Raw genomic sequence first — 25,916 nt, 5'->3', positions numbered from 1 at the left:
TCGACCGTCCGAATCAGAAATGGCGCTTCCTTCCGGAGGGAATCGGACAATAGAAAAAAGGATCGAAAACCCGCTTAAGAGGTACGCTGTTTGGTCTTGTAAGCGCTCGGAGCCATGCCTTCGTATTTGTGGAAAAAGCGATTGAAGCTGCGCGCGTTCTCGTAGCCGACTTCGGCCGCGATCTCCGTGATCGTCCGTCCCCCCGCCAGCAGCAGCCGCTTCGCTTCTTCGACCCGCAGCTTGTTCAAGTAGTCGATCAGGCTGCATCCGAGCGTCTCGTACGCGATCTTGCGCATATAGGAATAGCTGATGCCGAGCTCGCTCGCCATGTCTTCGAATACGACTTCCTCGCGGTAATGCTCGCGCAGATAGGCCGCGATGCGTTCGCCGTGCGAAGCCGCTTCGCTTGAGGCCGGTTTGGCCGACGCCGACACCACTTCCGCGTAAAATTCGTGCAGATAGGCCTGAAGGTCGTTCAGCGTGTCGAGGGAAGAGATCACCGAGTAGACGCTGCCGCGTCCGGCGACGATCCGCGCGGCATGATTGTCGTTTTCTCGCAGATGCTTGATCGTCACGCCCACCAACTGATTGTAGATAAACAGAATGTTGTCGTACGAGACCGAGTCGGCGGACCGGATGTCGCAGACGATCTTGTCCAGCTCCCGATCGATGCCGGCCAGATCCCCGGCGTCGAGAAAGTTCAGAATGCGCCGTTCGCTGTGCGCCGGATAAATGTATTTGCCGCTGCCGTCGTCTTCGCGGGGCCCGCAGTGGATGCCGCCGCTGCCGGCGATCATGCGGCGCTTGACGGCTTCCGACGCTTCCGCGGCCAGATCGCGGATGTACTGGGCGTCGTCTTTTTCCCCGCTCAGCCCGATCGTCACCGTATGGCCGAGCACTTCCTCCGCGCGGGACGCAAGCTGCTGCATCAGACCGCGTATGCCGCCGCGCTCGCCTTCTTCCCGTCCGTCGTTGATCACCAGCGTGAAATAACCGTCGCCGCGGTAAAGGAAGTGGCTGGTTATTCCTTCTTCGAACAAGCTGTCGCAGTAGCCGCTCAGCAGATAGCGGTGATAGCTGCGCGTCTCGGAATTATGCTTGCTGACGTACTGCCGGTAGCCGTCGATCGAGATCGCGGCCACCCGAAAATGCTCGTACGGGAAAATCTCTTCCACCGGACGGGTCACTTCGCCGCGCAGCAGATGCTGGACGGCCAGGCTTCGCGCATCCCGTTCCCTTTGCTGAAGCAGCGTATGCAGCCTGGATTCCTCGTCTCTCATGCTCAGGAAAGCGTCCTCGAGAAAAGCGAACTCGTTGCGGCGGGGAAGCTTGGCGCCGGATTCTTCGTTCAAGCGGCGAACCAGCTGGCGGGCGGGGCGGGACAGCCAGGTCGCCAGCAGCAGCGTGACGAACGCGCCGACGAAGATGATGATCGCCGTCATCAGCACGAGTCCGCTCTGCCGGGCGTGCGTCTGCGTGAGCAGCTCCTGCACGGAAAAGACGCCGACATGGGTCCATCCGAGCAGCTGCGAATCCGACCAGGCGTACAGCAGCCGGTCGCCGTTCACTTCCCGGAACGCATAGCCTTCGCTCGGAGAGTTCTTCAGCAGCTCGCCGTATACCGGCAGATCGGCGATATTCTTGAGCAGCAGGCTCTTATCCGGCGAGGATACCATCGTTCCGTCCCCGTCGATCAGGGCGTAGCCCGCGCTCGCTTCGTTCGCGGAATACATGTATTGGCCGAGCTGGCTTTCGCGCACGTTGATCACGATCGTGCCTTTGGTCGTCGTGGACAGCCGGTTCAGCGGCAGCACGTACGACACGACCTTCACGCCGGAATCCAGCTTACGCGGCACCCAAATTCCCGCGATGCCTCCGGAACGTCGCTCCAACGCCTCGTCGATCCACCCGAGATCTTCGTACCGTTCCAGCCTCGTGATGCTGCGGTCGGTGGAGACGACGTAATCGGAATCCTGCATATAAAAAAACGAAGAATATATGCCGTCCGCCCGGTGGTTGAGGTTGGTCAACTCGCGCATCACGGTCATCGCCCTGCTGATCCGTCCGTAATCCGCGCTGATCTCGTCGTACGTCGGAAAAGGGCGAAGCCGATCGAACGTGCCGATCGCGGACAGCCTGACCACGTCCTGAGCCAGATTGTTCAGCGCGTTCTCGTTCAGCCTGCGGCCGGCGACCAGCTCGGCAAGCGAAGATTCGGCGATCTGCCGCTCCGAGTCGCGAAAGCTCTGTTCGCCGCTGTACCAGGTCAGGATGCTCGCCGGGATGACCATGACGATAAACAGGATGAGCGCCAGCTGCAGCGTCATCGGGAAACGTTTCATACGGGATTCCTCCGATCGGATGGATTTCGTGGCCGAAAAACGCGTTCTCGCAGTCCGCTAATCCCTGCCGAAAAACCGAATGGTAAAGCAAAAAAGCACAAAACGATCATTTATACGATTTAATAAATCAAAATGTTAACGCTTACAAAAAAATCTTCCGTCAATAACTCTCTCTTATATTAAGGATTTCCAGTTGGTCTGTCCACGAATAATTCTTTTATGTTGTACGGTTTTCATGTTTTTGTTTGCTTTTCGCGAATTTTCGCTCAAAAAAGGGACCTGCCGAAGCAGGCCCCTTTTTAAGTATCCGTTATTTGTTCGGCGCCCGCTTTTTCGGTTCCGGAGGAGCCGGAGGTTCGGGCGTTTCTTCCGGCTTGTCGAACATCGCCTGCACCTGCTTGCGCATCGACTTGGGCAGCAGGACGTACAGAATGTCGCCGGCCTTGATCCGTGTCGCGCCCTTGGGCGTAATGATCTTCTCGTCGCGCACGATCGCCGTGACGAGCGCTTCTACGGGAAGCTTGGCGTGCTGGATCTGTTTGCCTTCCACGACCGAATTTTCTTCCACGTCGATCTCGATGATTTCCGAGTTCGTTTTGCCGATCGACACCAGCTCCAGACTGTGGGGGGCCGTCGCCTTTTTTCCGCCCAGCAGTCCCAGTTTATCCGCCAGGAACGAAATGGTAGAGCCCTGGATCAGAGCCGAGGTCAAGACGACGAAAAAGACGACGTTGAAAATCAGCTGACTATGCTCGATGCCCGCGATCATGGGGTATGTGGCCAGCACGATCGGAACCGCCCCGCGCAGCCCCGCCCATGAGATGAACGTGATTTCTTTGAGATCGAATTTCATGAAGATCATGCTTACGAAAACGCCCAGCGGCCTTGCCACGAACATAAGCAGGATCGACAATCCGAGTCCCTGCCAGGTGACGGAAGGCAGCTGATGCGGGAAGACCAGCAGACCCAGCAGGATAAACATCAGAATTTGCATCATCCACGCGAAGCCTTCGTTGAAGCGGAAGATGGAATGACGATAGGTCAGGTCCGAGTTGCCGACCAGCACCGCCATGACGTATACGGCCAGCAATCCGCTTCCATGGAGCATCGCCGTGCCGCTGTACGTCAGTACGGCAAGCGCCATGGACAGAACCGGGTACAGCCCGGAAGAATCGAGGTTGATCTTGTTGATGATCGCCACCGAGACTTTCCCGAGCAGCAGCCCCATCACCAGGCCCAGTCCCATCTGCCATACGAAGCCGAGGATCAGCGTCAGAAAGCTCGATTCCGGATTTTGGATAAGCTGAATCAACGATACGGTCAAAAAGATCGCCATCGGATCGTTCGTGCCCGACTCGGCTTCGAGCGTCGCCGTCAGCTTCGGCCGGATGTTTTTGCTGCCCAGCACCGCGAATATGGCCGCCGCGTCGGTCGAACCGACGATCGCGCCGAACAGCATGCCTTCGAGCCAGGTCAGGCCCAAAATGTATTTGGCCAGCGCGCCGATCGTAACCGTCGTGATCAGCACGCCGACGGTCGCCAGGGTGGCGGAAGGCACGATCACCTTTTTCATGCTGGTCCATTTCGTCTGAAGCCCGCCTTCGAACAAAATGACGATAAGCGCCACGATGCCGAACAGCTGCGTCAAATACGCATTGTCGAAATAAATGAATCGGCTCAATACCATTCCGACTACGATAAAGAACACGAGCGAGGGTACGCCCAGACGAGAAGAAAACTTCGTGGTCAATACGCCGACGATCAATAAAGCGGAAAAAAGCAGGATCGAGTTATCTACCGTGAACTGCAACCATTCCCCTCCTTTATCTGGTTAAGGCGTGTACACAAACCGCAAACGGTCTGATCAAGCCCGGGGCGTTTCGCTCCGCGGGCCGATTCGCGTTTCGTGTACGCGTCATAAACGATATACTTTCATTATAAGGCATAAATGAAGAAGAACGTAATCCGGCACCGAATGCTCGGCCGGTACGCATTGCGTCATATATTCAGAAAAAGGATGATGTCGATATGATCGCGGAACATGATTTCGATCCGGAACGGGCACAGGATACGTCCGATCCTTCCGGTTGGCCGGATGCGTTGATTCCCTTCGTGTTGTCTCCGGTACAGGCCGAAGAACATTTCCTGCTGTGGAGAAGAAAGCGGCGCTTCGTATCCCGTTTCTTCAGGCACGGCGCGCTGCCCGTTTCGATCGAACCGCTCTACCTGCCTTTCTGGTCGTTCGGCGCGGATACGAACTCCTTCTACACGGCGAGAAGAGGCCTTGACAGAAGGTTCGAGAATACTTACACCCGAACGGATTCCAACGGCAACAGCGAAACTTATACGGAGACTTCGACAACGACCGACTATACGCCGGTAAGCGGCGAGCACGGACAGACTTTCGAACATCTGAATGTCTCCGCCTCCGACGTTTACGATACCCGCCTGCTCGAAAAAATCAGCGACTTCGATCATGCGGCGCTCGAACCTTGGCTGCCGGAGCGTACTCGCGGTTACAGGCTGACCGGTTCCGCGCTTTCTTTCCCCCAAGGATGGGCAATCGGCCGGAAAAAGATCGATCAAGCGCTCGCAAAAAAGGTGACGCGCAGAATCGGCGGAGATTCGGTAGCCGACCTGAAGCTGACGATCGAATTTCGCCGTCTCCGTTTCCGGCGCGTGCTGCTGCCTTTTTACCGCATCGATTATGAATACCGCGGCCGCAGAATGTTCAGTTTGTTGAACGGACAGACCGGCACGGCCGCCGGCGACGTTCCGCGCAGCAGCATGAAGATCGTCTTGACGATCGTCGCGATTCTGGCTGTCGTCGCGTCGGTCGTATACGGACTATCGCGCTGAAGATTCGCCGTGTCCGCATACGACGAAAAAAACCGCCAACCGCCCTTGCCCGAGCGATTGACGGTCTTTTTTATCCCCGCAGGTCCGCAACCCGCAAATTCCGCGTAAATACGGCTCCGTCGCTGGACAGCGTGAACGACGGGTAATTCCGGTCCGCTTCCAGCTTCATCACCGGATCGAACTGCTGCTCCTGCTGGCGGTCGGTCCAGACCTCGAAGACGTCCGATTCCACCGGCACGTCCGTCTCCCACGGCTTGTCCGCGATCTGAAGCGTGACGACGCCGTTGCAGCCGCAGTTGATCGTATCGTAGACCAGCCGCAGGCTGCCCGGACGATCGCCGATCTGCTCCTTGATCTTGCTCTCCGTATATTCGTCCATCTGAATGCGCATGATTGATCCCTCCTGTTTTTATTTTACCCGTTTTGCGGCGCTCCGCCGGGTGTCGGCGCTCACTTCTTCACGGACTTGACTCTCTTTCCGGTAAAAAAGCGGCGCATGTCCCGTCACTTCCCGGAAAACGCGTCCGAAGTGCGTCACGCTGCCGAAGCCGACTTTGCGCGCGATGACGTTCACTTTTAAAGTCGTGCCCAGCAGCAGCGTGATCGCTTCCTTGACCCGCACGCTGTTCACGTATTCCACGAACGTGAAGCCCGTCGCTTCCTTAAAAGAACGGCTGATCGAATAAGGGCTGACGTACAGCTTCCCTCCCAATTTTTGCAGCGTCAGCTCTTCCGCGTAATGCCCGTTGATGTAGCGCACCACCTCGAAGATCCGTTCGTGCATGGGATTGTGGGCCGGCGGCTGCTCCTCTTCTTCGGGCAGCAGGCGGCAGCAGGCGATCAGGAGTTGGGTCGTCAGCGCCTGCGCGTAGGCCTCGAAGCCCGGCTTCCCGCTCCTCACCTCGCGAATCATCTCGCCGGCCAGCGCGTCGACGCCCGACGACTCGTAGGCGCCGCGGCGCAGCAGCACATAATCCCGCTCGTACAGCGGACGCAGCACTTCCGACCGCGAACCCCCGCCTTCGGGCAGGTAGCTCTCGTGCACATTGACGACGAGGCGTTCGTATTCCGGCGTCTCGGCGCTGGTCGTCCGGTGCAGCACGTTCGGCGCCACCACGACGATGTCGCCTCCTTCGATGATCAGCGTCCTGTCCTTGATGAAAAATTTGCGCTGCCCGTCCATCATATAGAAAAATTCGTACGTCGTATGAAAATGACTGGTCGTCATCTGATAGCTCGGCCCTTTGCGGTAGTGCACCAGAAATGTCTCTTTGCCGTTGTCGTGATACAGCTCGTCCATGCGCTCAGCCTTCCTTTCGCCCGCAAGCTGCCCCCATTATAACCCATATCGGCAAGAGCGCAAGATCCGAGAAGAACCGGTCAAAAAACGCAAAATATGTACAAGTTGTTGTGCTACCATAAAACCGAATAAGAACGCTTACAAGCAGAAAACCGGCGGTACAAAATTCGAGAAAACGGAGCGAAAATCCATGAAACTGCATACGGAAAAGCTTGATCTGAAGTCTCTCATCGACCGGGTCGCCGACTACACCCTCGATATGGATCTGACCTGGGATTGGCCGTGCGGCGTCGCTTATTACGGCGTGAGCCGCGCTTACGAAGCGACGGGAAACCGTAAATATCTGGATCGCATGATCGCCTGGGTCGACGAATACGTCGAAGCCGGCCTGCCGCCGGTGTGGACGGTCAACGCCTGCGCGATGGGCCATATGCTGCTGACGCTGTACGCCGAAACGAAAGAGCAGAAGTATCTGGACCTTATCTTGAGCAAGATCGATTATTTGGAAAAAAACGCGCTGCGCTTCGGGGACCGCGTGCTCCAGCATACGGTGTCGGCCAACAACGATTTCCCCGAGCAGGCCTGGGCGGACACGCTGTTCATGGCGGCATATTTCCTGCTGCGAGCGGGCGTCATGCTGGACCGCAAAGAACTGATCCACGACGCGCTGCATCAGTATTTCTGGCATATCAATTACCTGCAGGACGAGGATAACGGGCTGTGGTACCACGGCTACAACAACATCAAGCGGGATCATATGTCCGGTATTCACTGGGCGCGCGCCAACGCCTGGGGCGCCTACACGATGGCCCGCGCGGCGCGCGGCCTGCCGGAAGCCTATCTCTATCCGCCGATGATGCATATCTGGAGCTCGCTGCGCGACCAACTGGCCGCGATCAAGAAGCTGCAGCAAGGCGACGGTCTCTGGGGCACGGTGCTCGACTATCCGGAAGCGTACGGCGAAGTCTCGGCCACGGCCGGCATTGCCGCCGCGATGATCATCCAGGGCAACCCGCTGCACGGCAAATACGTGCGCAAAGCGCTGGAAGGCGTGATTGCCAACATCACAGGCAGCGGCCGCGTGCTGAACGTCTCCGGGGGCACCGCCGTCATGAACGATATCGACGGCTACTTGGGCATCGACCGCAAATGGGCGCAGGGATGGGGCCAAGGTCTCGCGCTGGCGCTGCTGACGGCGGCGCTGGAAGATCAGGAGCAGGAGAAGCGGATCGCCGAGAGCCGGCAGGCCGCCGGCGGTCCGGCGGACGGCGAAGCCGGCGGGACCTCGGGAGCCGACGCGAAGAAGCCGGGGCCGGACGGAGGCCCGAACGCCGAAAGCGGAAGCGGCTCCGCTGCCTCGAAAGGACGCAAAAACGCCCGCGCCGCGTCGAAGAACGCTGCCGAGAGCGTGCCGGGTATCGATTAAATGGTTCCGGTCTCCTTCGGGAGATCCGCTTCAACCTACGCTTTGCCGCGCGCGCGGGATGCGCCGCCGGAACAGAGAAAGGCTGCCGATCAGAATCGGCAGCCTTTTCTTTTGCGGTTTAAGCACTCTTCATATCGATACCGGCCTCGCATTGTCCTCGCGGCCGCTCCTCAGCTTGCTTTGGCTTGTTTTTCTTCCACGACTTTCATGACTTCCTCGCCTTCCACATCCAGGTTCGGCAGCAGGCGGTCGAGCCATTTCGGCAGATACCAGGCGGATTTGCCGAGCAGCGACATTACGCCGGGAACGATGAACAACCGGACGACGAAGGCGTCGAAGAAGATGCCGAACGTAAGAGCGAAGCCCATTACCTTAATCATCGGATCTTCGGCCAGCATGAAGCCGGTGAAGACCGATACCATGATCAGCCCGGCAGCCGTGACGACTCCTCCGCTGTCCCGCATGCCGATCCGCACGGATTTCTTGGCGTCTCCGGTCTGTTTGAACGCTTCCCGCATGCGGCTGACCAAGAATACTTCATAGTCCATGGCCAGTCCGAACAGGATCCCGACCAGGATGATCGGCAGGAAGTTCAGAATCGGCGACTGGGCATGGAATCCGAACAGGTTCTGGAAATGCCCCTGCTGAATAACGAAGGTGGCGAAGCCCAGCGTCGCGCCGAGCGACAAGATGAACCCGAGTACCGCTTTGATCGGCACAAGCAGGGAACGGAACACAACCATCAGTAGAACGAAAGCCAGGCCGACGATGATAAGGCAGAACTGCGGCAGCGCTTTGTTCAGCTTCTGCGTGATGTCGATGTTGACGGCCGTACTGCCGGTCACCGAGAAGCTCACATGGTCCTGCTGCTCGATGGCGGAAGCCTGGTCTCGGATATAGTTGACCAGATCGATCGTCGCCGGATCGTTCGGACCGGTACCCGGCGTGACGGTGAACAGATACGCTTTACCGGACGCGCCCGGCATCGGCGGCGAAACGCTGACGACGTTCGGATAACTTTCCAGATCTTTCGCGGCTTTGGCCAGGTCCGCCTTTCCCTGCTCGCCTCCTCGCGTATCCGCCAGAATGACCAGCGGACCGTGGGAACCGGCCCCGTACCCTTCCGTCATCAGGTCGTACGCCCGCCGTTCGGTCTTCTCCGTCGACTGCTGGCTGTCGTCCGGAAGCCCGGTCTGCATATCGGCGAAAGGAAGCGCGATCGCGCCCAGCAGCACGACGCCGGCCAGTACGGTCAGCCAAGGACGTCCGGTAACCAGCTTGCCCCACAGATTCCCGCTTTCTTCTCCCCGCGCCGATCGTCTGCGGCTGATTTTTTTCGGCTTGATCGTGCCGCCCATGACTTGAAGCAGGGCCGGTACGACGATGACGGCCGTCAGAATGGCGAGCAGGACACATACGGCACCCGCGATGCCCATCATAGCGAGGAACGGCACGCCGACCGCCGACAATCCGAGCAGAGCGATGATGACCGTCACGCCGGCGAATACGACCGAACTGCCCGCCGTGCCGTTGGCGATGGCGATCGCTTCTTTTCGCTCGAACCCTTTGCCGAGCTCCTGCCGATATCTCGAAATGATCAGCAGCGCGTAGTCGATGCCGACCGCCAGACCGACCATCGAAGACTGGCTGATCGCGAACGTCGGGACGTCCAGGTAATTCGAACCGTACATGATGAGCATGACGCCGACTCCAAGACCTGCCGCGGCCGTCACGATCGGCAGCATGCCGGTCAGGAAGGAGCCGAACGCGAACGTCAGGATAACCAGAGCGATGATGACGCCGACGCCCTCCGTGGCTCCGCCGATCTCCATGGCCGGCTTATAGCCGCTTCCTGTCAGCTCGGCTTGAATGCCTTCGCTTCGCAGCGCCTCCGCCGCCTGATCGGCCAAATCTTTCGACGACTGCGGCACATCAGCGCCGGCTGCTTTGTAAGCGATGGTCGCGTAGCCGATGCTGCCGTTTTCGGTCAGCGAGTGATTGTCGTACGGGCTCGCTACCGACTCGACCAGCGGATCTTTGCTCAAGCTCTGCAGCTGGCTTTCGATCTGCTTTTTCACCGCCTCGTCGTTCAAGCCTTTGGCGCCGTTCGCTTTAAGAACGATCTGGGTCTTCCCGCCGCCTTCCTGCATTCCCGGGAATTCCTCGTTCATTCGTTCCAGCGTCTTTTGCGATTGCAGCCCGGGGATCGTGGTCTCCTGGTTAAAGTTCGCACCCGCGGAAATCGCCAGACCGGATACGGCCAGCAGAAGGATCAGCGAGCCGAGCAGCACCTTGATCCGGTTCTTCGCCGACCAGTATCCGATCCGGTATAATAGTTTGGCCATTTTGTTTCTCTCCTCTTTGTTTGGTTTGTTGGATTTGTTTCTATCTTAGAGTTTTCTCCGCATTCCCGAACCGTCCTAACGGGCGCGGTCGCGCTGCCCCTTCGGGAAGCCCGGCGCTTCCCGATCAGAACAAGCAGATGACGGAAGCGGCAAAAAGGCATGCGGAATATTCTCCGCATGCCTTTCGGTTCGTGTTCGATCCTTTTCTGTCGGTTCGGCCCGCTAAATTTGAATCAGTCCCCGCTCCAACGCGACGGCTACCGCCTGGGATCGGGAATCGACGCCCAGCTTATTGTAAACGTTCGTCAGATGGGATTTGATCGTCCGCTCGGATACCGCCATGTCCAGCGCGATCCTTTTGCTCGTATATCCCTGCGCCACGCTTTCCAGAATGAACGCTTCTTTGTCGGTCAGCATAATCTTCGACTCTTGAGGAGGAGGATCGCTCGGCTTGGATTGAAGGGCAATCATGCGTTCCATGACGGAGCCGGACAGCAGCATCTCGCCCCGCGCCGCGGATTCGATGCTGCGGAACAGGTTTTCGCTGTTGGTATCCTTCAGCAGATAGCCTTTGGCCCCGAGAGCGAGTCCTTGCATCATCAGCTCGTCCTCGTTGTACGTGGTCAGAATGATGACGGGAATTCGGCACTCCCGCTCCTTAAGCCGCTTCATCGCTTCGAGCCCGCTCATTACCGGCATATTGAGGTCCATCAAGATCACGTCGGGAGCCGTTTCTTCGATCAAGCGCAGCGCTTCTTCCCCGTTCGACGCTTCTCCGGCCACCTCGAACCGTTCTCCCGTTTCCAACACCAGCTTCAGCCCTTCGCGCACCACGAAGTGATCGTCGACGATCAGCACTTTATACATGGATTCCAGATCCTCCTTTTTCGAGCGGCACGTCCAATTTGAGCACGGTACCTTCGCCGCCGCTGAACACCTTCAATTCCCCGCCGATCAATCTTGCCCGTTCCTGCAGCCCGATCAGCCCGTAATGCCCCGTCATTTTGCCGATTGTTCCGCTGTTGAATCCGACCCCGTTGTCCCTGATCTCGATCGTCATGTACTCCGACTCTTTATCGACGTTCAGCCAGACCTTGTCCGCTTTCGCGTGGCGAGCGACATTGGTCAGCGCTTCCTTGACGATATGCAGCGTATGCTCCATCACCCATCTGGGCAAAAAAGGAACCGGATTCACATCCGTAAATGCCGCGATCCCGGTCGCTTCCTTGAAATGCCGCACCTCGTCTTCGATCGCTTCCTTAAAATCGATCTCGGACGAAGCTTTGGCTCGGAGGTCGTCGATCGCCCTTCGCGCCTCGGCCAGCGTGTTTCGCGCCTGCTGCATCGACTGCCGGGTGATCTCCTGCGCACGTTCCGTGTTTCCTTTGGCCAGATGGGTATTCGTCGCTTCGAGGCGCATAATCAAGCCGGCCAGCCCCTGCGCCAGAGTATCGTGCAGGTCGCGGGCCATGCGCTGCCTTTCGTTTTGCAGCGTCAGCTCCTCTACCTTCTTATGGGCTTCCGTCAATTCGCGCAAAAAGCGCTGCAGGCGAACCCTTTCTTCCACCTGACGGTTGAGCAGGACGCCGTAAGCGAATACGATGACCATCATCAGCAGCAGGAAAGGGAGATAGTCCCACACTTCGTTCAATCTGCCGATCGTCAGCGCCACGTCGAAGTAGATGAACATGCTGATCAAGGTGACCCACACGGCTCTTTTGATCGGAGAAGCCAGCGTCACGCACTGCGTCACCAGCACGGGCAGCAGTCCGATCAGCACGCCCTGATGCCCGCCCGGAAGCAGGATGGCGCACAAGTAAATGAGGCAGCCCTGCAGCAGGAAGTAGAGCCAGAACTGCCGGGTCGTCACCTGGTAAGGCGCCCAATAAAGGAGGACGTGAACGGTGAATAATGCGGTGAATACAAGGCTTTGAAGCAGCAGCGGCTCGCTTATCAGTTGGAGCACCATAGAGCCGATATACACCAAGGTAACCCAGATCAGCACCGGCAGCCTGGCTACCGACAGCTGATTAACGACTCCCTGCCGGCGCTGCCGCCTCTCGCCCGCCTCTTGGTGCACCGCATCAATATCCATTCCGATCACGCCCCTCAATCTTTTCTGCTTCCAGCATAGGACAAACGAAGGCGCCGGGCAACGTACATAGAGGCACCTTGAACTTCCCTTTTGGGCAAAAAGCCCGCAGCGAAATGCGGGCTTCAACGTGTCGAAAAAGTCTAACGCAGCTAGAAGCGAGACGGCGGAGAGAGAAATTCAGTGAAGTACAGGCTTTCGTAGAAAGCCGCTTCGGAAGCATACGCTGATAGTGTTCGCCTTTGAAATCGGAAAAATTCCGCTAAAATTCGATCTCTTTTCCCGATTTCAACACGCGACCTACAGCCTTTCGAAGAAAGGCACTTCGTAAGCATACACTAACGAATTTCTCTCGGAGCCGGCTTGCTTCTCTCTACTACGTGACTTTTTTGACAGCCTGAAGCCCGCAGCGAACTGCGGGCTTCTTGCCTTTTCTCCGTTAATGCTCGTCTTTTGCCTCCTGCAGAAAAGGCGTGTACATCATCAGCGCGCGGTTGCGCGTGATCTCGCAGTCGTCCACAAGCTCTCCTCCGGGCGCGAAGGTGCGGCGGCGGATCGTATTTTCCCGCACGCAGCCGCCCCAGTATTCCTGCGTCATCCGATGATCTTCTTCGTAGATCTCGTATGTATAAATCGGCGGCGATTCGCAAAGCCATTCCCCGATCAGATTCTCTTCCCCGACGGTCACGCGCAGCTGGTACTCGTGCGGCGTCGGATTATGAATCTGCAGATCGAGATAGTTGTACGAACAAGTCGCCCCGCTGCCGAACGGCTGGGTGCGGTTGGAATCGGGAAACACGTCGTAGCTGTGGCGATGGCGCTCCGTCACTTCGAGCGGCGTATGCAGCGTCATCCAGTAGATCAGGTTGGACATCTGGCACAGCCCGCCTCCGGTGCCGGACTTGAATCCGCCGTAGTGCAGCACCATGCCGTCCAGATACCCTTTCCTTTTCGTGGGTCGGCCGATCAGCTTCCAATACGAAAACGTCTCGCCCGGCCGGATAACGATGCCGTCGAGACGACGCGCCGCGATGCGCAGGTTGGCGACTTTGTTGACCTGAAGCTGCATGTCCACGTCCCGCAGGCGGCGCAGCAGGATCGTTTGATGGCCGAACACGCGGTGAGGCAGCGAAGCTTCCCGGCGCTGCGAAGCGTACTTTTTTCCGCCGAACAGCCAGTCCGCCCGGCGGCGGCCGGTATAGTAGGCGCGGCCGGCGGCCAGGCGAAGAGCGGAACGGGGAATCGGTTTGAGCGAAGCCGGAATCGGACTTTGCGAAGTCGGCATGAGATAAGCCCCTTTCTATTGAACATTGCCTCATTATATTAAACGCAATAAGCGGCGTTTCGTTATGTAGGCCACGCCGAGTTTTTCCCGCATCGCCGACCGATTCTTTCCGATTGTCTTGTGAATCCTGATTTTGGTTGATAATATAAACTTGACACAAGCCAGTCAGCATATGCATATTTCCATGATCAAAAAAACGCGGTTTCGACTGCGAACAAGAGAGGATTTTTCATCATGAAGTGGCGAAACTGCCCTCAATGCGGAGGCAGACGGGTAGCGTTCCGGTACAAATACGCAAGGAAGCCCGGATACGGCCGCTTAAGCGTCATACTCATCGCGATTCTGTTTTTGTCCTTATCCCAATTTTCGAAACTCCCTATCCCTTTCTCTTCGTCGCTTCCGACCATGCTGTTTATCCCGCTCAGCATTTTTATCGTCATTTACTTGAAAAGCAGGGCCGACCGCAAAAAGAAAGCCGTTCAAGAAGCCAACACATACTTATACTGCAAAGATTGCGAATGCGTATTTCGTCCGGGGAAATAAGCGAAGCGGGGCAAGCCTTTTCGAGCGCTCTTAATTCATGTAAGGCTCGATCAGGTAACAGATTCGGTCTCCATTTCGCAGATTCCCCGAATCGCCGCCGCGACCGAATCCTTTCCGCGAAGCGTGATGTCCGGCTGCATGCCGCCTTCCGGAACCCGCGTGCCGCGGCGGTCGATCCAGATCGCTTTCCAGCCCGCGCCTTTCGCGCCGACGATATCGTTCGCGTAAGAGTCGCCGATATAGTACGTGTTCTCCGGCTTGATGCCGAGCAGCCGCTCGACGTGACGGAAGATCCTCACGTCCGGCTTCATGAACTCCAATTCGCCGGATACGACGACGTTCTCGCGTTTGATCCAGTCGTAGATGCCGAGCTGCTTCACTTTTTTGCGCTGATGCTCCGCCGGTCCGTTCGTAATCACGCCGCACTTCAGTCCGCGATCCCGGCAGTAGTCCAGCGCTTCCCGCATATCCGGCGTCGGTTCAAGTTCTCCCTGCGCAGCGGCGTAATCCCGCTGGAATCGCAGCGCTTCTTCTCTCGAAATCTCGATGCCCATCACCCGAAAAGCTTCCGTGATCCGGTAAGCGTGCATATCCTCCAGCGTCATCTCCCCGCGCACGGTCTGCTCGAACACTTCGTCGCTGAAATGACGGTTATGCCGGTACAGATCGTCCAGCGACAATGCGGCATACTGCGCGAAGTTTCGGTCGAACGCCTTTTTAAACGGAATGATCTGGTCATAGACCGTATCGTCGATATCGAAAATGAAATTGTACACGAAAATCTCTCCCTCCAGCCAAGCCGCATCCCTCGCAAGACCATACAGCAAGCTTTTCTCTTTCTACATTCTACTATAAAAAGGGAGGGGACCGGGCGATGTTCAATTCTTGCGGCATTCGACCGAACCAAGACGTAATCCAGATGAAGACGGGGAAACGATTAAGGATCGGCCTGGCCATTTTCGCTTTTTCATGCATGCTGCACAATCCGGCAAACGCCGGACCCGTCGTCGATTACGTCAGCCCCGTGATGACAGAGGAGATTCAAGCATTGTTCGACGAACATTTCGCCGAATACTTGAACAGCATGAAAAAGCGTTACGATACGGACGGCGATTTTCGGCAGGCCCGATTGGGAAACGGGATCATGGTGCAGCAAATCTCCCTGGAAGGGCATGACTTTTTCGGGATGGGCTACGAATTTCCTTTGCGCCTGGCAGGAAAAACGGTCGGAACCGTGGAGGTTGAGCAGGGTATGAACGAATGGGAAATTGTCGATGTCACTCCGATTGCCGATCTGGATCGAGAGCTGAATGACATCACCAAACACATCCCTTCCGCTCAGCGCGCAACCTATATCCACGATCCCAATTTCCGAATCCGGGGATTTTATGTGGAGACGGACGAAGCTCCTCAATTTTTCGATATCCTCACCCATACCGCGCATCCGATCCGGGAGCTCTATGAGCGAATTGACGCAAGGAGACTCGAGCCCGGATTCTCCCCCTCCGAAAAAGCTCGAATTCCGCTCATTCAGGCAGGCTTTGACGCCGAAGCCGATCCTTCTCCCGCCCGCTCGACTCTTCCGATCGTGCCGATCATAGCGGCTATCGGGTTCGTGACAGTCGGAGGAGCGCTCCTGCTGAAAATGAAGAAATCGCGCAGAACGCGACGCCGCTGAATCCGCCCAAACAAAAACCATGCCGAAAGATCGCCGCGATCTCTCCGCATGGTTTTTTCGTTACGATATAACGCGTTTTCAAATCAGCTTATGCCGATACCATTTCCGCCCCATGAACCGCCAGATGAAGATGCCGCCCCGGATCGCCCATTCGCAGTCCATCGCCAGCCAGACGCCGAGGATGCCGAGTTCGAACACGACGCCGAGAATATAGCCCAGCACGACGCGGAACAGCCACATCGACAGCATGGACACGACCGAGGTGAATTTGGCGTCGCCCGCCGCGCGCAGCGCGGACGGAATCATGAAGCTGATCGACCAGAGCGGAATCTGCGCGACCGTATTGATCAGCACGATCAGGAAGATGTCGTCCACGATGTCCGCCGGCGGATTGAACATGCCGATCAGCGGGTGGAACAGCGGCAGGATGATGAGGCCCATCAGCAGATAGAAAAACGAGCCCAGCACGACGAAAGACTTGGTCAGCTTCTTGGCGTCCTTCACGTCGCGGCGCCCCATGCACTGACCGACGACCGTGATCAGCGTCAGCGACAGCGCGTTGGCGGGAATCTGCATCACGCCGGCCAGCGCGCCGCTGATCGCGTTGGTCGCGATCGCGTGCGTGCCCATGCTGACGATGAATACCTGGGTCAGAATCTTGCCGCCGTTGAAAAACATCTGCTCCGCCGCGAACGGCATGCCGATTTTGAATACCCTTTTCAGCATATCGAGGCCGACTTCGAAAAAGTCCCGAATCCGCAGCCGCAGCTCGGCATCGATCTTGATCAGATAGTATACCGCGCAGGCCGCCGCCAGATAACGCGAGATGTTGACCGACAGCGTCATGCCCAGCACGCCCAGGTCGAGCCCGTTGATGAACAGCAGATTCAAGCCGACGTAGCTCAGGTTCATCACGAGCGACAGCGCGAGCGACGCCCTGGTCCGGCCGATGCCGCGCAGCGCGCCGCATACCGCCTCGACGAACGCAATGCCCAAGTACGAGATGCCGCTGCCGATCGTGTACGTGCGGGCCAGCTCCATGACGGCCGGCTCCGCCGAGCCGAACAGCAGGTTCAGCAGCGGATTATGGAACACGATCATGACGAGGCCGATCACCAGCGCCAGCAGCGAGACGGCCGATGCAGCGCCCGCCGTCGACCGGGAGACCATGTTGGCGTTGCCGCTGCCTTTATACTGCGCCACCACCACCGTACCGCCCGTCGCCACCGCGACGAAGATGCTGAGCAGGAAGACGTTCAGCGAGTCGACCATATTGACCGCGCTGACCGCGTCCACCCCCGCCGAACTGATCATCGCCGTGTTGACGAGGTTGAGCCCGACGATGAAGATCTGGTCGACGAGCAGCGGGATAAACAAAGAAATGATCTGTTTGTAATCGATCGAGCGTCCGGAGAGATATCTGTCCAACAGCGCGCTCCGGCGCCCCATGCGTATGTCCGTTTCTGCCATGTCTTACCCTTCTTTATCCGTAAATTTTGAATGTCTTGATCCAAAAACAAAAACGCTCTTCCAGCGCCGCAAGGGCTGAAGAGCGTGGCTGACTATCGTTGAGTTAGGCGTTCGTTGGGAAGCTGCGGGCTTCTTGAGACCCGGCTGCCGGACTCAGTCGAGATACCGTCAGTTCCGCCACGCTTGCCAATATAACACTGTTCTCCGGGCAGGACAAGGCCGCTGGCGGCATTTTTCCGATTTGTTCGGCGGGAAAACGCTGCCATCGATTACTTCATTCCCGAACCTTGATCGTTACCGATAAACAGACGAAAAAAGACCCGAACCTCTGATCGATATCAGAAATCCGGGCCTTGGTTTAAAAAGTAAGATGCGGTCGAGAGGACTCGAACCTCCACGGGGGTTAGCCCACACGGACCTGAACCGTGCGCGTCTGCCAATTCCGCCACGACCGCATATCTTGATGACCGCGATTACCTCGCGAGCACAAGAAATAATATATCATGCTTCCGGCGAGATGGCAAGCTTTCTTTTAAAGTTTTTTCAAAATTTCGTCCATCTCTTTTTGCAGCACCAGATAACGATGAGTGCTTCGCATGATCGGCACCTTGGTCAGCTTGTTTTTGTCCACGTATACCTTCATCTGATCCTTGGTCAAGCCGAGCAGACTCCCCGCTTCCGTCACGGTCAATACCTGTTCGTTGCTCGTTGCGTTGAACGTCTTTTTGACTTTTAGATTCCAATCCTGGAACGTGCTCATGGATCGACCTCCTCTTTTTAAAAGATGCGAACGTGCTGCTGCGAATCTTTCCATTATATCACACTTTAACGTCTTAAAGAGCCGAATCCCCATAAAATATGCGGACCGAGAACGTTCCGGACGCGAAAAAGCGCCGTTCGCACGAAACGGCGCTTTCTCTTTTTTCGTTTTGCCCGATCAGCGGCCGTCCTTACTTCGCCAGCTCCGCCGCCTGTACCGACGTCAGCGCGCCTTCGTACACGCGCAGCTCGTCGATCTGTCCTTTGAACGCCGCGTCCCACCAGTTGGCGCCGAGCGTAAACGTGCCTTTCGCGCCTTCCGAGAACAGGTTCGGGAAGCCGGTTCCGGTAAATTTCCGCTCGCCGTTCACATAGACGGACAGCGTGCCTTCATCTACGGAGAAGGCCAGATGGCTCCACTTGTTCGCGGGAATCTTCACTCCGGTCGCGCCGTCGTACCAGCTTGCGCTTCCGCCCCAGACCATCGTCTGGTCGCCTACTCCGCCTTTCGGCAGCAGACTCAGCCAGTGCGTATCGTCTTTCGCCGCGAAGAACGCCGGCGTATAGGTCGTCAGCTGCTCCGGCTTTACCCAGAGCGAGACGGAATACGACGAACTCTGAATCAGGTCGCCCGGCAGGCTGATGCCGGTGCTGCCGTCGAACGACGCCGCCTGCCCCTGCACGCCGGCCGAATAGCTCAGCTTGCCGCCTTCCTTGCCGATCCGGTCGCCGATGACGCTGCCGTCCGCAAACTTGCCTTCGCTGTCCGACAAATTGTTTTCGAACGCGTAATGCGCGGTCAGGTCCGCATTTTCGTAAGGCAGCACCGTCACTTCGAACGTCATCGTCTTCTTCGCGCTTCCTTTGACGATCGCGGCGGTCAGCGTCGCTTGGCCTGCCGGCTGTCCTTCCTCGGGACGGGTGATTTTACCCGACGAAGACACGACTCCCTCGTCGGAGCTGCTCCATGCAATCGACGTTCCGCGGCTGCCGATCGTCGGCAGCTTCAGATCCGCCGTCACGCGGCTCGTGTCGCCGAGGTTCAAGCCGGCCGCCACGTTCGCCACGACCTGCTCGTCGCTCAGATCCGCCAGACGCGTACCCCAGGCCGACTCGCCCTTTTCCGATACCGCCGTGAACGTCATGACGTTCGACTGCGACACCGGATCCCACTGACGCAGGAACACGCCGTCAAACTCTTGGCCGCCCAGCGTCAGCTTGGCTTTGTTGTCGGCGTTTTTGCGCCATTTGCCTTCCAGCGCTCCCGTGACCGTGCCGTTTGCATTCAATTTGATCGGCTGCGGCTCCAAAATATCGCCGGAGTAGGCTTTGCCGTGATTCACGAAAGCGTAATCGCCCGCGATATCGTCTTTTTTCACCTTGGCCAGCTTCTCGCCGCCGTAGCGGTAAGGCGCCACGACCGGCCAGCCGTCCTTGTTCATGAACATTTGGTGGATGCGCAGCTCGTGCGCCTCGCCCTGCTGCGGGAATCTCGTATGGAAGACGAGGAACATCTGCCCGCTCTTTTCGTCCGTATACACGGAATTGTGTCCGGCCGACACGTAACCGTAGCCGATGCCCGTGCCCGGGTCGCCCGCTTCGCGTTCGAACAGGAAGTTGCCGATCAGCTTGTTGCCGATCTCCGTATTTTCCGTTCCCGCCGGCAGCACCGCGCTCTGACCGAGCGAATCGGTGTAAGGGCCGTCGATGTTTTTCGAACGGAATACGCGCATATTGTAGCCGCCGTCCGCGCCGAGCCAGCCGTAGGTCACGTACAGATAGTAATACTTCGTGCTCTTATTGTATTCGATGTACGGGCCTTCGCCGGATTTGCCGTAGCCGCCCGCGATTTTCGTGCCGAAATAGCGGTCGACCATGCGTCCGTCTTTCGTCGAGCTGTCCTTGCCCGGGAAGATCGGCTGGCCGGTCTTCTTGTCGATCTCCAGCAGGAAAATGCCGCCGGACCAGGAGCCGTACGTCATCCACAGCCGGCCCTTCGTATCGTAGGACAGCGCCGCGTCGATCGCGTTCGGATACTGCTGGTTGTTATACGAGCCGTCGGCGTTGAACCATTTTTCGTTCTCGCCGTTCAGCTTGCCTTCGCCGATCAGCTCGTCGATGTGCGTGTTCGTCCACTTCTTGTTGACCTTGCTGTCCTTGTCGTACGCTTCGTTCTCCGTGAATCCGGAGTACATGACCGTACCGCCGTACTCGTAAGGCCCCTCGATGTTTTTCGACACCGCAAAACCGATCGCCGAGCGGATGTACGTGGAAGACGCGCTGTAGTAAGTCATATATGCGCCTTTGGAACCGTCCTTATTGACGTAATCTTTGTTCCAGAATACGTCCGGCGCCCAAACGGCGAATCCGCCCTTGCTGTCGGAGTCGTTCTCGCCCGCCCAGGCGAACGAACCGGCGAGGTTTTTCGACAGATCGCCGTAGATCGTATTGCCGGGCGTCTTGTAACCGTTTGCAAAAGAGCTCCAGTTCATCAGGTCCGTCGATTTCGCGGCCGCGATATGCGAACCGAAGACGTAATACGTGCTGCCGTCCTTGACGATCGAAGGGTCATGCACGGACACTTCCGAGAACGTCGGAGGGGTGTTCGGAACGCCCGCCTCGGCGGCGCGCGCTTCGTTCTGGCATCCGGCTGACATCGGGGTCAGCAGGACCAGCGACAAAAGAAGAGCGGAATTGCGAATAAGCTTACTGCGGTTCATGTGGGTGTATGCCTCCTCTGGAATGGGATCTCTCTGAAACTCGCCTTGCTCTTATTTCTTTTTCGCCGCCGCTTTTCGATCCCCTTCATGTTTCCTAAAATAAATAACAAAAAAGTTAACTAAATAAGCCCAAAAGTTCAGCAATGAGAGCGTTTTCTTCATATAACTTGCTTGTAGTTAACTTTTATATTATCGAAAACGTATTTGTAACGACCATATTTTACCTTTTTACTTATCTCATTTGATATGAATCATTTTCTAAAAAAGGGGTAATTAATCTGCATCGCCTGTATGAATCAAAAGTCCCCCAATTTGTCGACAAAGGAGCTTCCTCATGCAAAGAACCGTTATTCCTCTCCCCGACTCCGGGCCTTCTGCCCTAACGTCATCCCCGAAGGAAAGGGCGCCCGCCCGAGCGTTCGAATCTCTCGCCGCTTTGTGGTGCCTGATCGTGTCCGCCGTCCTGCTGCTGCTCTGCACCAAATCTTCGCCGCTGTATCCGCTGAACGACTGGGTCGACGCCAATTCTTTTTTCACGATGGGAAAAGGCATGATGCAGGGTCTGGTTCCCTACCGCGACCTATTCGAACAAAAAGGTCCCCTGCTGTATTTCATTCACGGCCTCGCCTACCTCATTTCGAATCGGACGTTCCTGGGCGTATACTTATTCGAAACGGTCTCGTTTGCGCTATTCCTCTACGGCATACATAAAATCATGACGCTTTTTGTCGGCTCCCGCTACTCGCTGATCGCACTGCCGCTGTTTGCCGCCGTGCTGCTCAATCTGCCCAGCTTCTCGCACGGAGACAGCGCCGAAGAATTCACGCTGCCGCTGCTGGCGTTCAGCCTGTATTCGCTTCTGCGCTATTTTAAGCAGCACTACCCGGGTCCCGTCCCTTATTCCATGCTGCTGACCAACGGTATCATGGCGGGCCTTGCGCTGTGGATCAAATATTCGATGCTCGGCTTCTGGTTCGGCTGGATGGCGGCTTTGTTCTTCTGCATGCTGCTGAATCGGCAGGTCGTCCGCTCGCTGATAAGCTGCCTCGTGTTCCTCGCCGGCATGGCGCTGTCCGCCCTTCCGTGGATCGTTTATTTCGGCGTTAACCAAGCGATTCCGCAGTGGATCGACACGTACATTCTCTCGAACTTCCGTTTTTACGGAGAAGACGCGACGCTCACGGATAAATTGATGCTCGTCGCTTACCGTTTCCGGGACAATCTCTTCGACAGCCCCGCGTTTGCCCTGATCTGTCTGGCGGCCGTCTTTTTCCCGCTGTCGAAAAGATGGCTGCCTCCGCTTGCCGGCCGGATTTCGCTGATCGCCGCGCTCGCCTTTCTCGTGCTGGGCGTATACGGAGGCGGCAAAGGCTACGTGTACTACTTCTTGATCATTGCGCCGTTCATGGTGTTCGGTTGGATCGTGCTGCTCGATCTGCTGCGCCGCCGCTCCAAGGACCGGCTGACGCCGCGCCTGGCCGTAGGTCTGTCCGCGCTCGCCCTTCTGTTCACGCTGCCGCTCACGTATCTGTTCAACCACAACGTGCCGATGACGGGCGTGGCGCGGGCAGATCTGATGCAGTACCGCTTCGCGGAAATCGTCGAACGGGACGAGGACGCGACGCTGCTCAACTACGGCAGCCTGGACCGGGGATTGTTCACGACGACGGGCATCGTGCCGGAGCAGCGCTTTTTCCAGAAGCAGAACTTCAAATACGCCAACTTCCCGGAAAACATGGACGAACAGCGGCGCTACATACGCGAAAAACAGACCGACTACGTGCTCGTAACCGTCGATGAACACGATGTCGATCCCGACGCGGACCCTCCGCAGGAATTGTACGATTATTACGAACCCGTCGCGCAGCAAAGACAAACGTTCGAAGGCAGCCCTTATTTCTACACGCTTTATCGCTTGAAAAATTGATCGGTCCGGGAGGGAAAAAGCATGGATAAGCTGTATTTGGTCATCCCCTGCTACAACGAAGAAGAAGTGATCGGCGAGACGGCCGCGCGCCTGCGGAGCAAAATGAACGCCCTGATCGCCCGCCGCCTGATCGCGGAAGACAGCCGGGTCGTATTCGTCAACGACGGCTCGCGCGACCGCACCTGGACGCTGATCGAGGAACTGCATCGCGCCGATCCGCTGTTTGCCGGCATTAATCTGGCCCGCAACCGCGGGCATCAGAACGCGCTGCTGGCCGGCCTGCTGACGGTCAAAGAGCATGCCGACGTCGTCATCTCGCTCGACGCCGATCTTCAGGACGACATCGGGGCGATCGACGAATTCGTGGACAAATACCGTCAGGGCTTCGACATCGTATACGGCGTGCGGAAGGCCCGGGAAAAAGATACCTTCTTCAAGCGCGCCACCGCCCAAGGCTTCTACCGGCTGATGAGCATGATGGGCGCGGAACTGGTCTACAACCATGCGGATTACCGGCTGATGAGCCGCCGCGCGCTGGACGGACTGGCCGAATTCGGGGAAGCGAACCTGTTCCTGCGGGGCATCGTGCCGCTCATCGGCTATCCGTCGGCGATCGTCGAATACGAACGCAGCGAGCGGTTCGCGGGCGAATCCAAATATCCGCTCAAAAAGATGCTCGCCTTCGCCCTGCAGGGCATCACGTCGTTCAGCATCAAGCCGATCCGCATGATCTCGGCGCTCGGCTTCTTCATCTTCGCCGTCAGCCTGATCATGCTGGGCTACTTCCTGTCCGTGCACTTCACGGGACATACCGTTCCGGGCTGGACGACGATCGCCATCTCCGTCTGGGCGATCGGCGGGCTGCAGCTGCTGGGGATCGGCGTAATCGGCGAGTACATCGGCAAGACGTATCTGGAAACGAAAAGACGGCCGAAATTCATCGTGGAGCGGACGCTCGGAGTCGCGGACGGCGGGCTCGTAAGCGTCGGCGCCTCCGGGCGGGCTCCCGGCTCTCTCGAGGTCGCCGGAGCCGCCGGCGGAGCGGCGCGGAAAGCTTGACCGGCGGCGGGCAGGGCACCGGAGCATAATCGGCTTCGGAAACCAAAAAATGCTGCGGAATTTCATCGTTTTTCCTTGATGAATATTCGCAGCATTTTTTTGGTTTTTCGGTCAAATCCGCTTCCGATCGGACAATGCGCTCCCGTCCGGCAAATCAGCTTGCGTCAGCTTTGACCGGACTCTTTTTTCACCGGCCGCAGCACCGCGTACCCGTATCCTTCCGGGAAGTGCCGCTGGTAATTCTGCAGGCCGGCTTCGTCGTTCCAGGAGTATCCGAGCGGCGCCGGATCGCAGTTCCACGCCGCCTCCTCCACCGTCCGCTGCACTTCGCCGTTTTCCTTCAAGTAGTCGTACGGCGGATGGAAAAAGACCAGATACTCCGAAGCCGGCACATCGCGCAGCTCCATCCCTTCCGGCACCGCTCCTTCGTAATCGGCGGGAACCGGAATGCCGTACAGATAGCCTCTCGGCCCGTCCGGACGATCCGGTCCGCCCGCCTGCGTCCAGCCCGCCGTGTGCCCGATCTGCCCTTCCAGCGTCTCGTTCGACAGACTTTCGATCGTGCCGCTTACCTCGTCGCAGTCGTGTCCCCTCTGCCAGAAGTCGCCGTAGTTTCGCGCCTCTTCGTCCCAGATCCCGATAAATCGGTGCGCCGGGATGAATTCCGTTCGGATCTCCGCCTGCCTCGAACCTTTTTCGCCCATTTCGTTTCGCTCCTTCAGCCCGTAGTGATAAGGGGAAAACACCTCCGCGCGAACCGTCAGCGGGATAGGACGCGGCTCCCGGCGGTATTCCTGCGGCGTGACGCCGAACGTCCGCCGGAACGCCCGCGTCATGGCTTCATGCGAAGAAAAGCCGTATTCGACCGCGATGTCGAGCACCCGTTTCTCCGTGTCGCGCAGTTCGAGCGCCGCCAGGCTGATCCGCCGCAGCCGCACGTAATCCCGCAGCGTCATGCCCGTCAGCCGGTGAAAATGCCGCGTGCAGTAAAACGGCGAATAGCCGAGCTGCTCGGACATGCTGCTCAGGGAGGAAGGCTCCCCGATATGGCGCTCCACCCAGCCGATCATCTCCTGCACCCTCTCGTTCCATTCGTATTCGCGCATCATGCTCTCCCCTTTCTTCTTCAGGTTACATCAGGCGCCGAACGCGCGTTTGACCCCGGTTGCACAGTTTCTTCCTATTCACCCTCCTCCCGAACGGGTACTGACATCTTATGTGCGCTTGTCCAAGCATCTTTTTCGGGAAAGGGGAAGCTTCATGTTCCAATTGTCCGATTTCGTCTCGCTGCTCATCTCGGCGTTCATCATTTTGCCGGTCGTCGTTTTTTTGCGGGAATCGGGGTACCTGCTCGGCAGTCTTCTCTTCGGCGTGCGCAATCCGAGGATCACGCTCGGTTCCGGGCCGCGTCTGTTCAAGCTGGGCATCGTCGACGTGCGCCGCTACTATCATCTGTACAGCTGGTTTTCCTACGACGAGATCAAGCGCGAGAACCGCGCCGCCTACGTCTGTCTGTACGCGGGCCCGATTCTCGTCAATCTGGCGCTCGCCTTCATCGTGAACGCCCTGCTGGCGAACGGCGTACTCACATGGCAGCCCACGTTTTGGGACCGGCTCGTTTTCTATGCGTTTTATTACGCGCTGTTCGATATCGTACCCATGCGGACGACAAACGGCAAGCCCAACAACGGCATGATCATTTACGAGATGCTGCGCTACGGCCGGCGGACCGGCTACAACCACGAACCGTTTCTTCCCTCCACGAGCGAGAGCGAGGAACATTACCTTCAGGAGATGGAAGCTTACCGGGAGAACGAGGAGAAAGACCCCGTGCTGAAACGAAAAAAAGAGCGAAGCGAGCGGCTCCTGCGGTCGGTTCGTCTGGGATCGAGAAGGCCGCGCTCCCGCGATTCCGGACAGTCGGAGCGGAGCGGGCGGACCAAGCGCGGCCCCGGCCGGCAAGGCCCGCCGGATCGAAATTCCGAGCGGTAAGTCCGCATCGAACCGACACGCCGAGCGGCGGACCTGCCTTACGAAGCCCCAGGCGAGGAGACGTTTTGCCCGGGCGCAGACGCGCAGCGCGAGTGCAGCCGCTCGAAACGGCCGCGGCC

At 57.7% G+C, this 25,916-nt stretch carries 18 protein-coding genes, 1 tRNA gene and 1 pseudogene; 6 read left to right on the top strand and 14 right to left on the bottom strand.

Annotated elements, in window-relative coordinates:
* Positions 1-74: 74 nt before the first annotated feature.
* Complete coding sequence (locus GYN08_RS18165) at positions 75-2,342, bottom strand: helix-turn-helix domain-containing protein (RefSeq protein WP_166277205.1); 2,268 nt, start codon at positions 2,340-2,342, stop codon at positions 75-77.
* Positions 2,343-2,652: 310 nt separating this feature from the next.
* Positions 2,653-4,152: a potassium/proton antiporter gene (locus tag GYN08_RS18160; RefSeq protein ID WP_166277202.1), complete on the bottom strand. Its 1,500-nt coding sequence runs from the start codon at positions 4,150-4,152 to the stop codon at positions 2,653-2,655.
* 218 nt (positions 4,153-4,370) lie between these two features.
* Between GYN08_RS18160 and GYN08_RS18155 the strand changes: the two genes are divergently transcribed.
* Entirely contained in the window at positions 4,371-5,201 is an 831-nt protein-coding gene (locus tag GYN08_RS18155) for a hypothetical protein (RefSeq protein ID WP_166277199.1), read from the top strand.
* A 70-nt stretch (positions 5,202-5,271) separates the two neighbouring features.
* Here GYN08_RS18155 and GYN08_RS18150 read toward each other — a convergent pair whose 3' ends face one another.
* Positions 5,272-5,592 carry an iron-sulfur cluster biosynthesis family protein gene (locus tag GYN08_RS18150; RefSeq protein ID WP_166277196.1) on the bottom strand — a complete coding sequence of 107 codons (321 nt, stop codon included), beginning with the start codon at positions 5,590-5,592 and terminating at the stop codon, positions 5,272-5,274.
* 18 nt (positions 5,593-5,610) lie between these two features.
* Positions 5,611-6,501 (bottom strand): AraC family transcriptional regulator, encoded by an 891-nt coding sequence (locus tag GYN08_RS18145; protein ID WP_166277193.1) that lies wholly within the window; start codon positions 6,499-6,501, stop codon positions 5,611-5,613.
* Positions 6,502-6,691: 190 nt separating this feature from the next.
* Between GYN08_RS18145 and GYN08_RS18140 the strand changes: the two are divergent.
* Positions 6,692-7,717, top strand: a pseudogene (locus tag GYN08_RS18140) (glycoside hydrolase family 88/105 protein); the annotation flags it as partial.
* A 380-nt stretch (positions 7,718-8,097) separates the two neighbouring features.
* Here the strand turns inward: GYN08_RS18140 and GYN08_RS18135 are convergent.
* The 5 genes from GYN08_RS18135 to GYN08_RS18115 form a co-directional block, all read right to left on the bottom strand.
* Positions 8,098-10,272, bottom strand: coding sequence for an MMPL family transporter (locus GYN08_RS18135; protein WP_166277190.1), 2,175 nt, complete (start codon positions 10,270-10,272; stop codon positions 8,098-8,100).
* 222 nt (positions 10,273-10,494) lie between these two features.
* Positions 10,495-11,139: a response regulator gene (locus tag GYN08_RS18130; RefSeq protein WP_166277187.1), complete on the bottom strand. Its 645-nt coding sequence runs from the start codon at positions 11,137-11,139 to the stop codon at positions 10,495-10,497.
* A complete protein-coding gene (locus GYN08_RS18125) occupies positions 11,132-12,367 on the bottom strand; it encodes a sensor histidine kinase (RefSeq protein WP_166277185.1) in 1,236 nt (411 codons plus the stop codon). Before GYN08_RS18125 ends, GYN08_RS18130 begins: the two co-directional genes overlap by 8 nt.
* Before the next feature lie 436 nt (positions 12,368-12,803).
* Entirely contained in the window at positions 12,804-13,649 is an 846-nt protein-coding gene (locus tag GYN08_RS18120; protein ID WP_166277182.1) for a VanW family protein, read from the bottom strand.
* Between the two features lie 593 nt (positions 13,650-14,242).
* Positions 14,243-14,968 carry an HAD family hydrolase gene (locus tag GYN08_RS18115; RefSeq protein ID WP_166277179.1) on the bottom strand — a complete coding sequence of 242 codons (726 nt, stop codon included), beginning with the start codon at positions 14,966-14,968 and terminating at the stop codon, positions 14,243-14,245.
* 98 nt (positions 14,969-15,066) lie between these two features.
* Between GYN08_RS18115 and GYN08_RS18110 the strand changes: the two genes are divergently transcribed.
* Positions 15,067-15,870: a hypothetical protein gene (locus GYN08_RS18110; protein WP_166277176.1), complete on the top strand. Its 804-nt coding sequence runs from the start codon at positions 15,067-15,069 to the stop codon at positions 15,868-15,870.
* A gap of 78 nt (positions 15,871-15,948) precedes the next feature.
* Here the strand turns inward: GYN08_RS18110 and GYN08_RS18105 are convergent, their stop codons facing one another.
* From GYN08_RS18105 to GYN08_RS18090, 4 genes are all read right to left on the bottom strand, one after another.
* A complete protein-coding gene (locus GYN08_RS18105) occupies positions 15,949-17,340 on the bottom strand; it encodes an MATE family efflux transporter (protein WP_166277173.1) in 1,392 nt (463 codons plus the stop codon).
* Positions 17,341-17,711: 371 nt separating this feature from the next.
* Positions 17,712-17,795, bottom strand: a tRNA-Leu gene (locus GYN08_RS18100).
* A gap of 77 nt (positions 17,796-17,872) precedes the next feature.
* Complete coding sequence (locus GYN08_RS18095; protein WP_166277170.1) at positions 17,873-18,100, bottom strand: helix-turn-helix domain-containing protein; 228 nt, start codon at positions 18,098-18,100, stop codon at positions 17,873-17,875.
* 190 nt (positions 18,101-18,290) lie between these two features.
* A complete protein-coding gene (locus GYN08_RS18090; RefSeq protein ID WP_166277168.1) occupies positions 18,291-20,819 on the bottom strand; it encodes a LamG-like jellyroll fold domain-containing protein in 2,529 nt (842 codons plus the stop codon).
* Between the two features lie 451 nt (positions 20,820-21,270).
* Here GYN08_RS18090 and GYN08_RS18085 point away from each other — a divergent pair, with 451 nt between their 5' ends.
* Together GYN08_RS18085 and GYN08_RS18080 are read left to right on the top strand one after the other, a co-directional pair.
* A complete protein-coding gene (locus GYN08_RS18085; protein ID WP_166277165.1) occupies positions 21,271-22,746 on the top strand; it encodes a hypothetical protein in 1,476 nt (491 codons plus the stop codon).
* Between the two features lie 21 nt (positions 22,747-22,767).
* Positions 22,768-23,805 carry a glycosyltransferase family 2 protein gene (locus GYN08_RS18080; protein WP_166277162.1) on the top strand — a complete coding sequence of 346 codons (1,038 nt, stop codon included), beginning with the start codon at positions 22,768-22,770 and terminating at the stop codon, positions 23,803-23,805.
* A 164-nt stretch (positions 23,806-23,969) separates the two neighbouring features.
* Here GYN08_RS18080 and GYN08_RS18075 read toward each other — a convergent pair whose 3' ends face one another.
* Entirely contained in the window at positions 23,970-24,914 is a 945-nt protein-coding gene (locus tag GYN08_RS18075; RefSeq protein ID WP_235946375.1) for an AraC family transcriptional regulator, read from the bottom strand.
* A gap of 151 nt (positions 24,915-25,065) precedes the next feature.
* Here GYN08_RS18075 and GYN08_RS18070 point away from each other — a divergent pair, with 151 nt between their 5' ends.
* Positions 25,066-25,797 (top strand): hypothetical protein, encoded by a 732-nt coding sequence (locus GYN08_RS18070; RefSeq protein WP_235946374.1) that lies wholly within the window; start codon positions 25,066-25,068, stop codon positions 25,795-25,797.
* The last annotated feature ends 119 nt before the right edge of the window (positions 25,798-25,916 follow it).

Origin of the sequence: Saccharibacillus alkalitolerans (assembly GCF_011090185.1) — a bacterium.
GTDB lineage: Bacteria > Bacillota > Bacilli > Paenibacillales > Paenibacillaceae > Saccharibacillus > Saccharibacillus alkalitolerans.
The sequence above is the reverse complement of the archived record's forward strand: the minus strand, read 5'-3'. Positions and strand labels throughout refer to the sequence as shown.

Coding starts and splice junctions, on each gene's coding strand:
- GYN08_RS18165 (WP_166277205.1), bottom strand. CDS start 2,342: ATGAAACGTTTCCCGATGACGCTGCAGCTGGCGCTCATCCTGTTTATC.
- GYN08_RS18155 (WP_166277199.1), top strand. CDS start 4,371: ATGATCGCGGAACATGATTTCGATCCGGAACGGGCACAGGATACGTCC.
- GYN08_RS18150 (WP_166277196.1), bottom strand. CDS start 5,592: ATGCGCATTCAGATGGACGAATATACGGAGAGCAAGATCAAGGAGCAG.
- GYN08_RS18145 (WP_166277193.1), bottom strand. CDS start 6,501: ATGGACGAGCTGTATCACGACAACGGCAAAGAGACATTTCTGGTGCAC.
- GYN08_RS18135 (WP_166277190.1), bottom strand. CDS start 10,272: ATGGCCAAACTATTATACCGGATCGGATACTGGTCGGCGAAGAACCGG.
- GYN08_RS18130 (WP_166277187.1), bottom strand. CDS start 11,139: ATGTATAAAGTGCTGATCGTCGACGATCACTTCGTGGTGCGCGAAGGG.
- GYN08_RS18125 (WP_166277185.1), bottom strand. CDS start 12,367: ATGGATATTGATGCGGTGCACCAAGAGGCGGGCGAGAGGCGGCAGCGC.
- GYN08_RS18120 (WP_166277182.1), bottom strand. CDS start 13,649: ATGCCGACTTCGCAAAGTCCGATTCCGGCTTCGCTCAAACCGATTCCC.
- GYN08_RS18110 (WP_166277176.1), top strand. CDS start 15,067: ATGTTCAATTCTTGCGGCATTCGACCGAACCAAGACGTAATCCAGATG.
- GYN08_RS18105 (WP_166277173.1), bottom strand. CDS start 17,340: ATGGCAGAAACGGACATACGCATGGGGCGCCGGAGCGCGCTGTTGGAC.
- GYN08_RS18095 (WP_166277170.1), bottom strand. CDS start 18,100: ATGAGCACGTTCCAGGATTGGAATCTAAAAGTCAAAAAGACGTTCAAC.
- GYN08_RS18090 (WP_166277168.1), bottom strand. CDS start 20,819: ATGAACCGCAGTAAGCTTATTCGCAATTCCGCTCTTCTTTTGTCGCTG.
- GYN08_RS18080 (WP_166277162.1), top strand. CDS start 22,768: ATGGATAAGCTGTATTTGGTCATCCCCTGCTACAACGAAGAAGAAGTG.
- GYN08_RS18075 (WP_235946375.1), bottom strand. CDS start 24,914: ATGATGCGCGAATACGAATGGAACGAGAGGGTGCAGGAGATGATCGGC.
- GYN08_RS18070 (WP_235946374.1), top strand. CDS start 25,066: ATGTTCCAATTGTCCGATTTCGTCTCGCTGCTCATCTCGGCGTTCATC.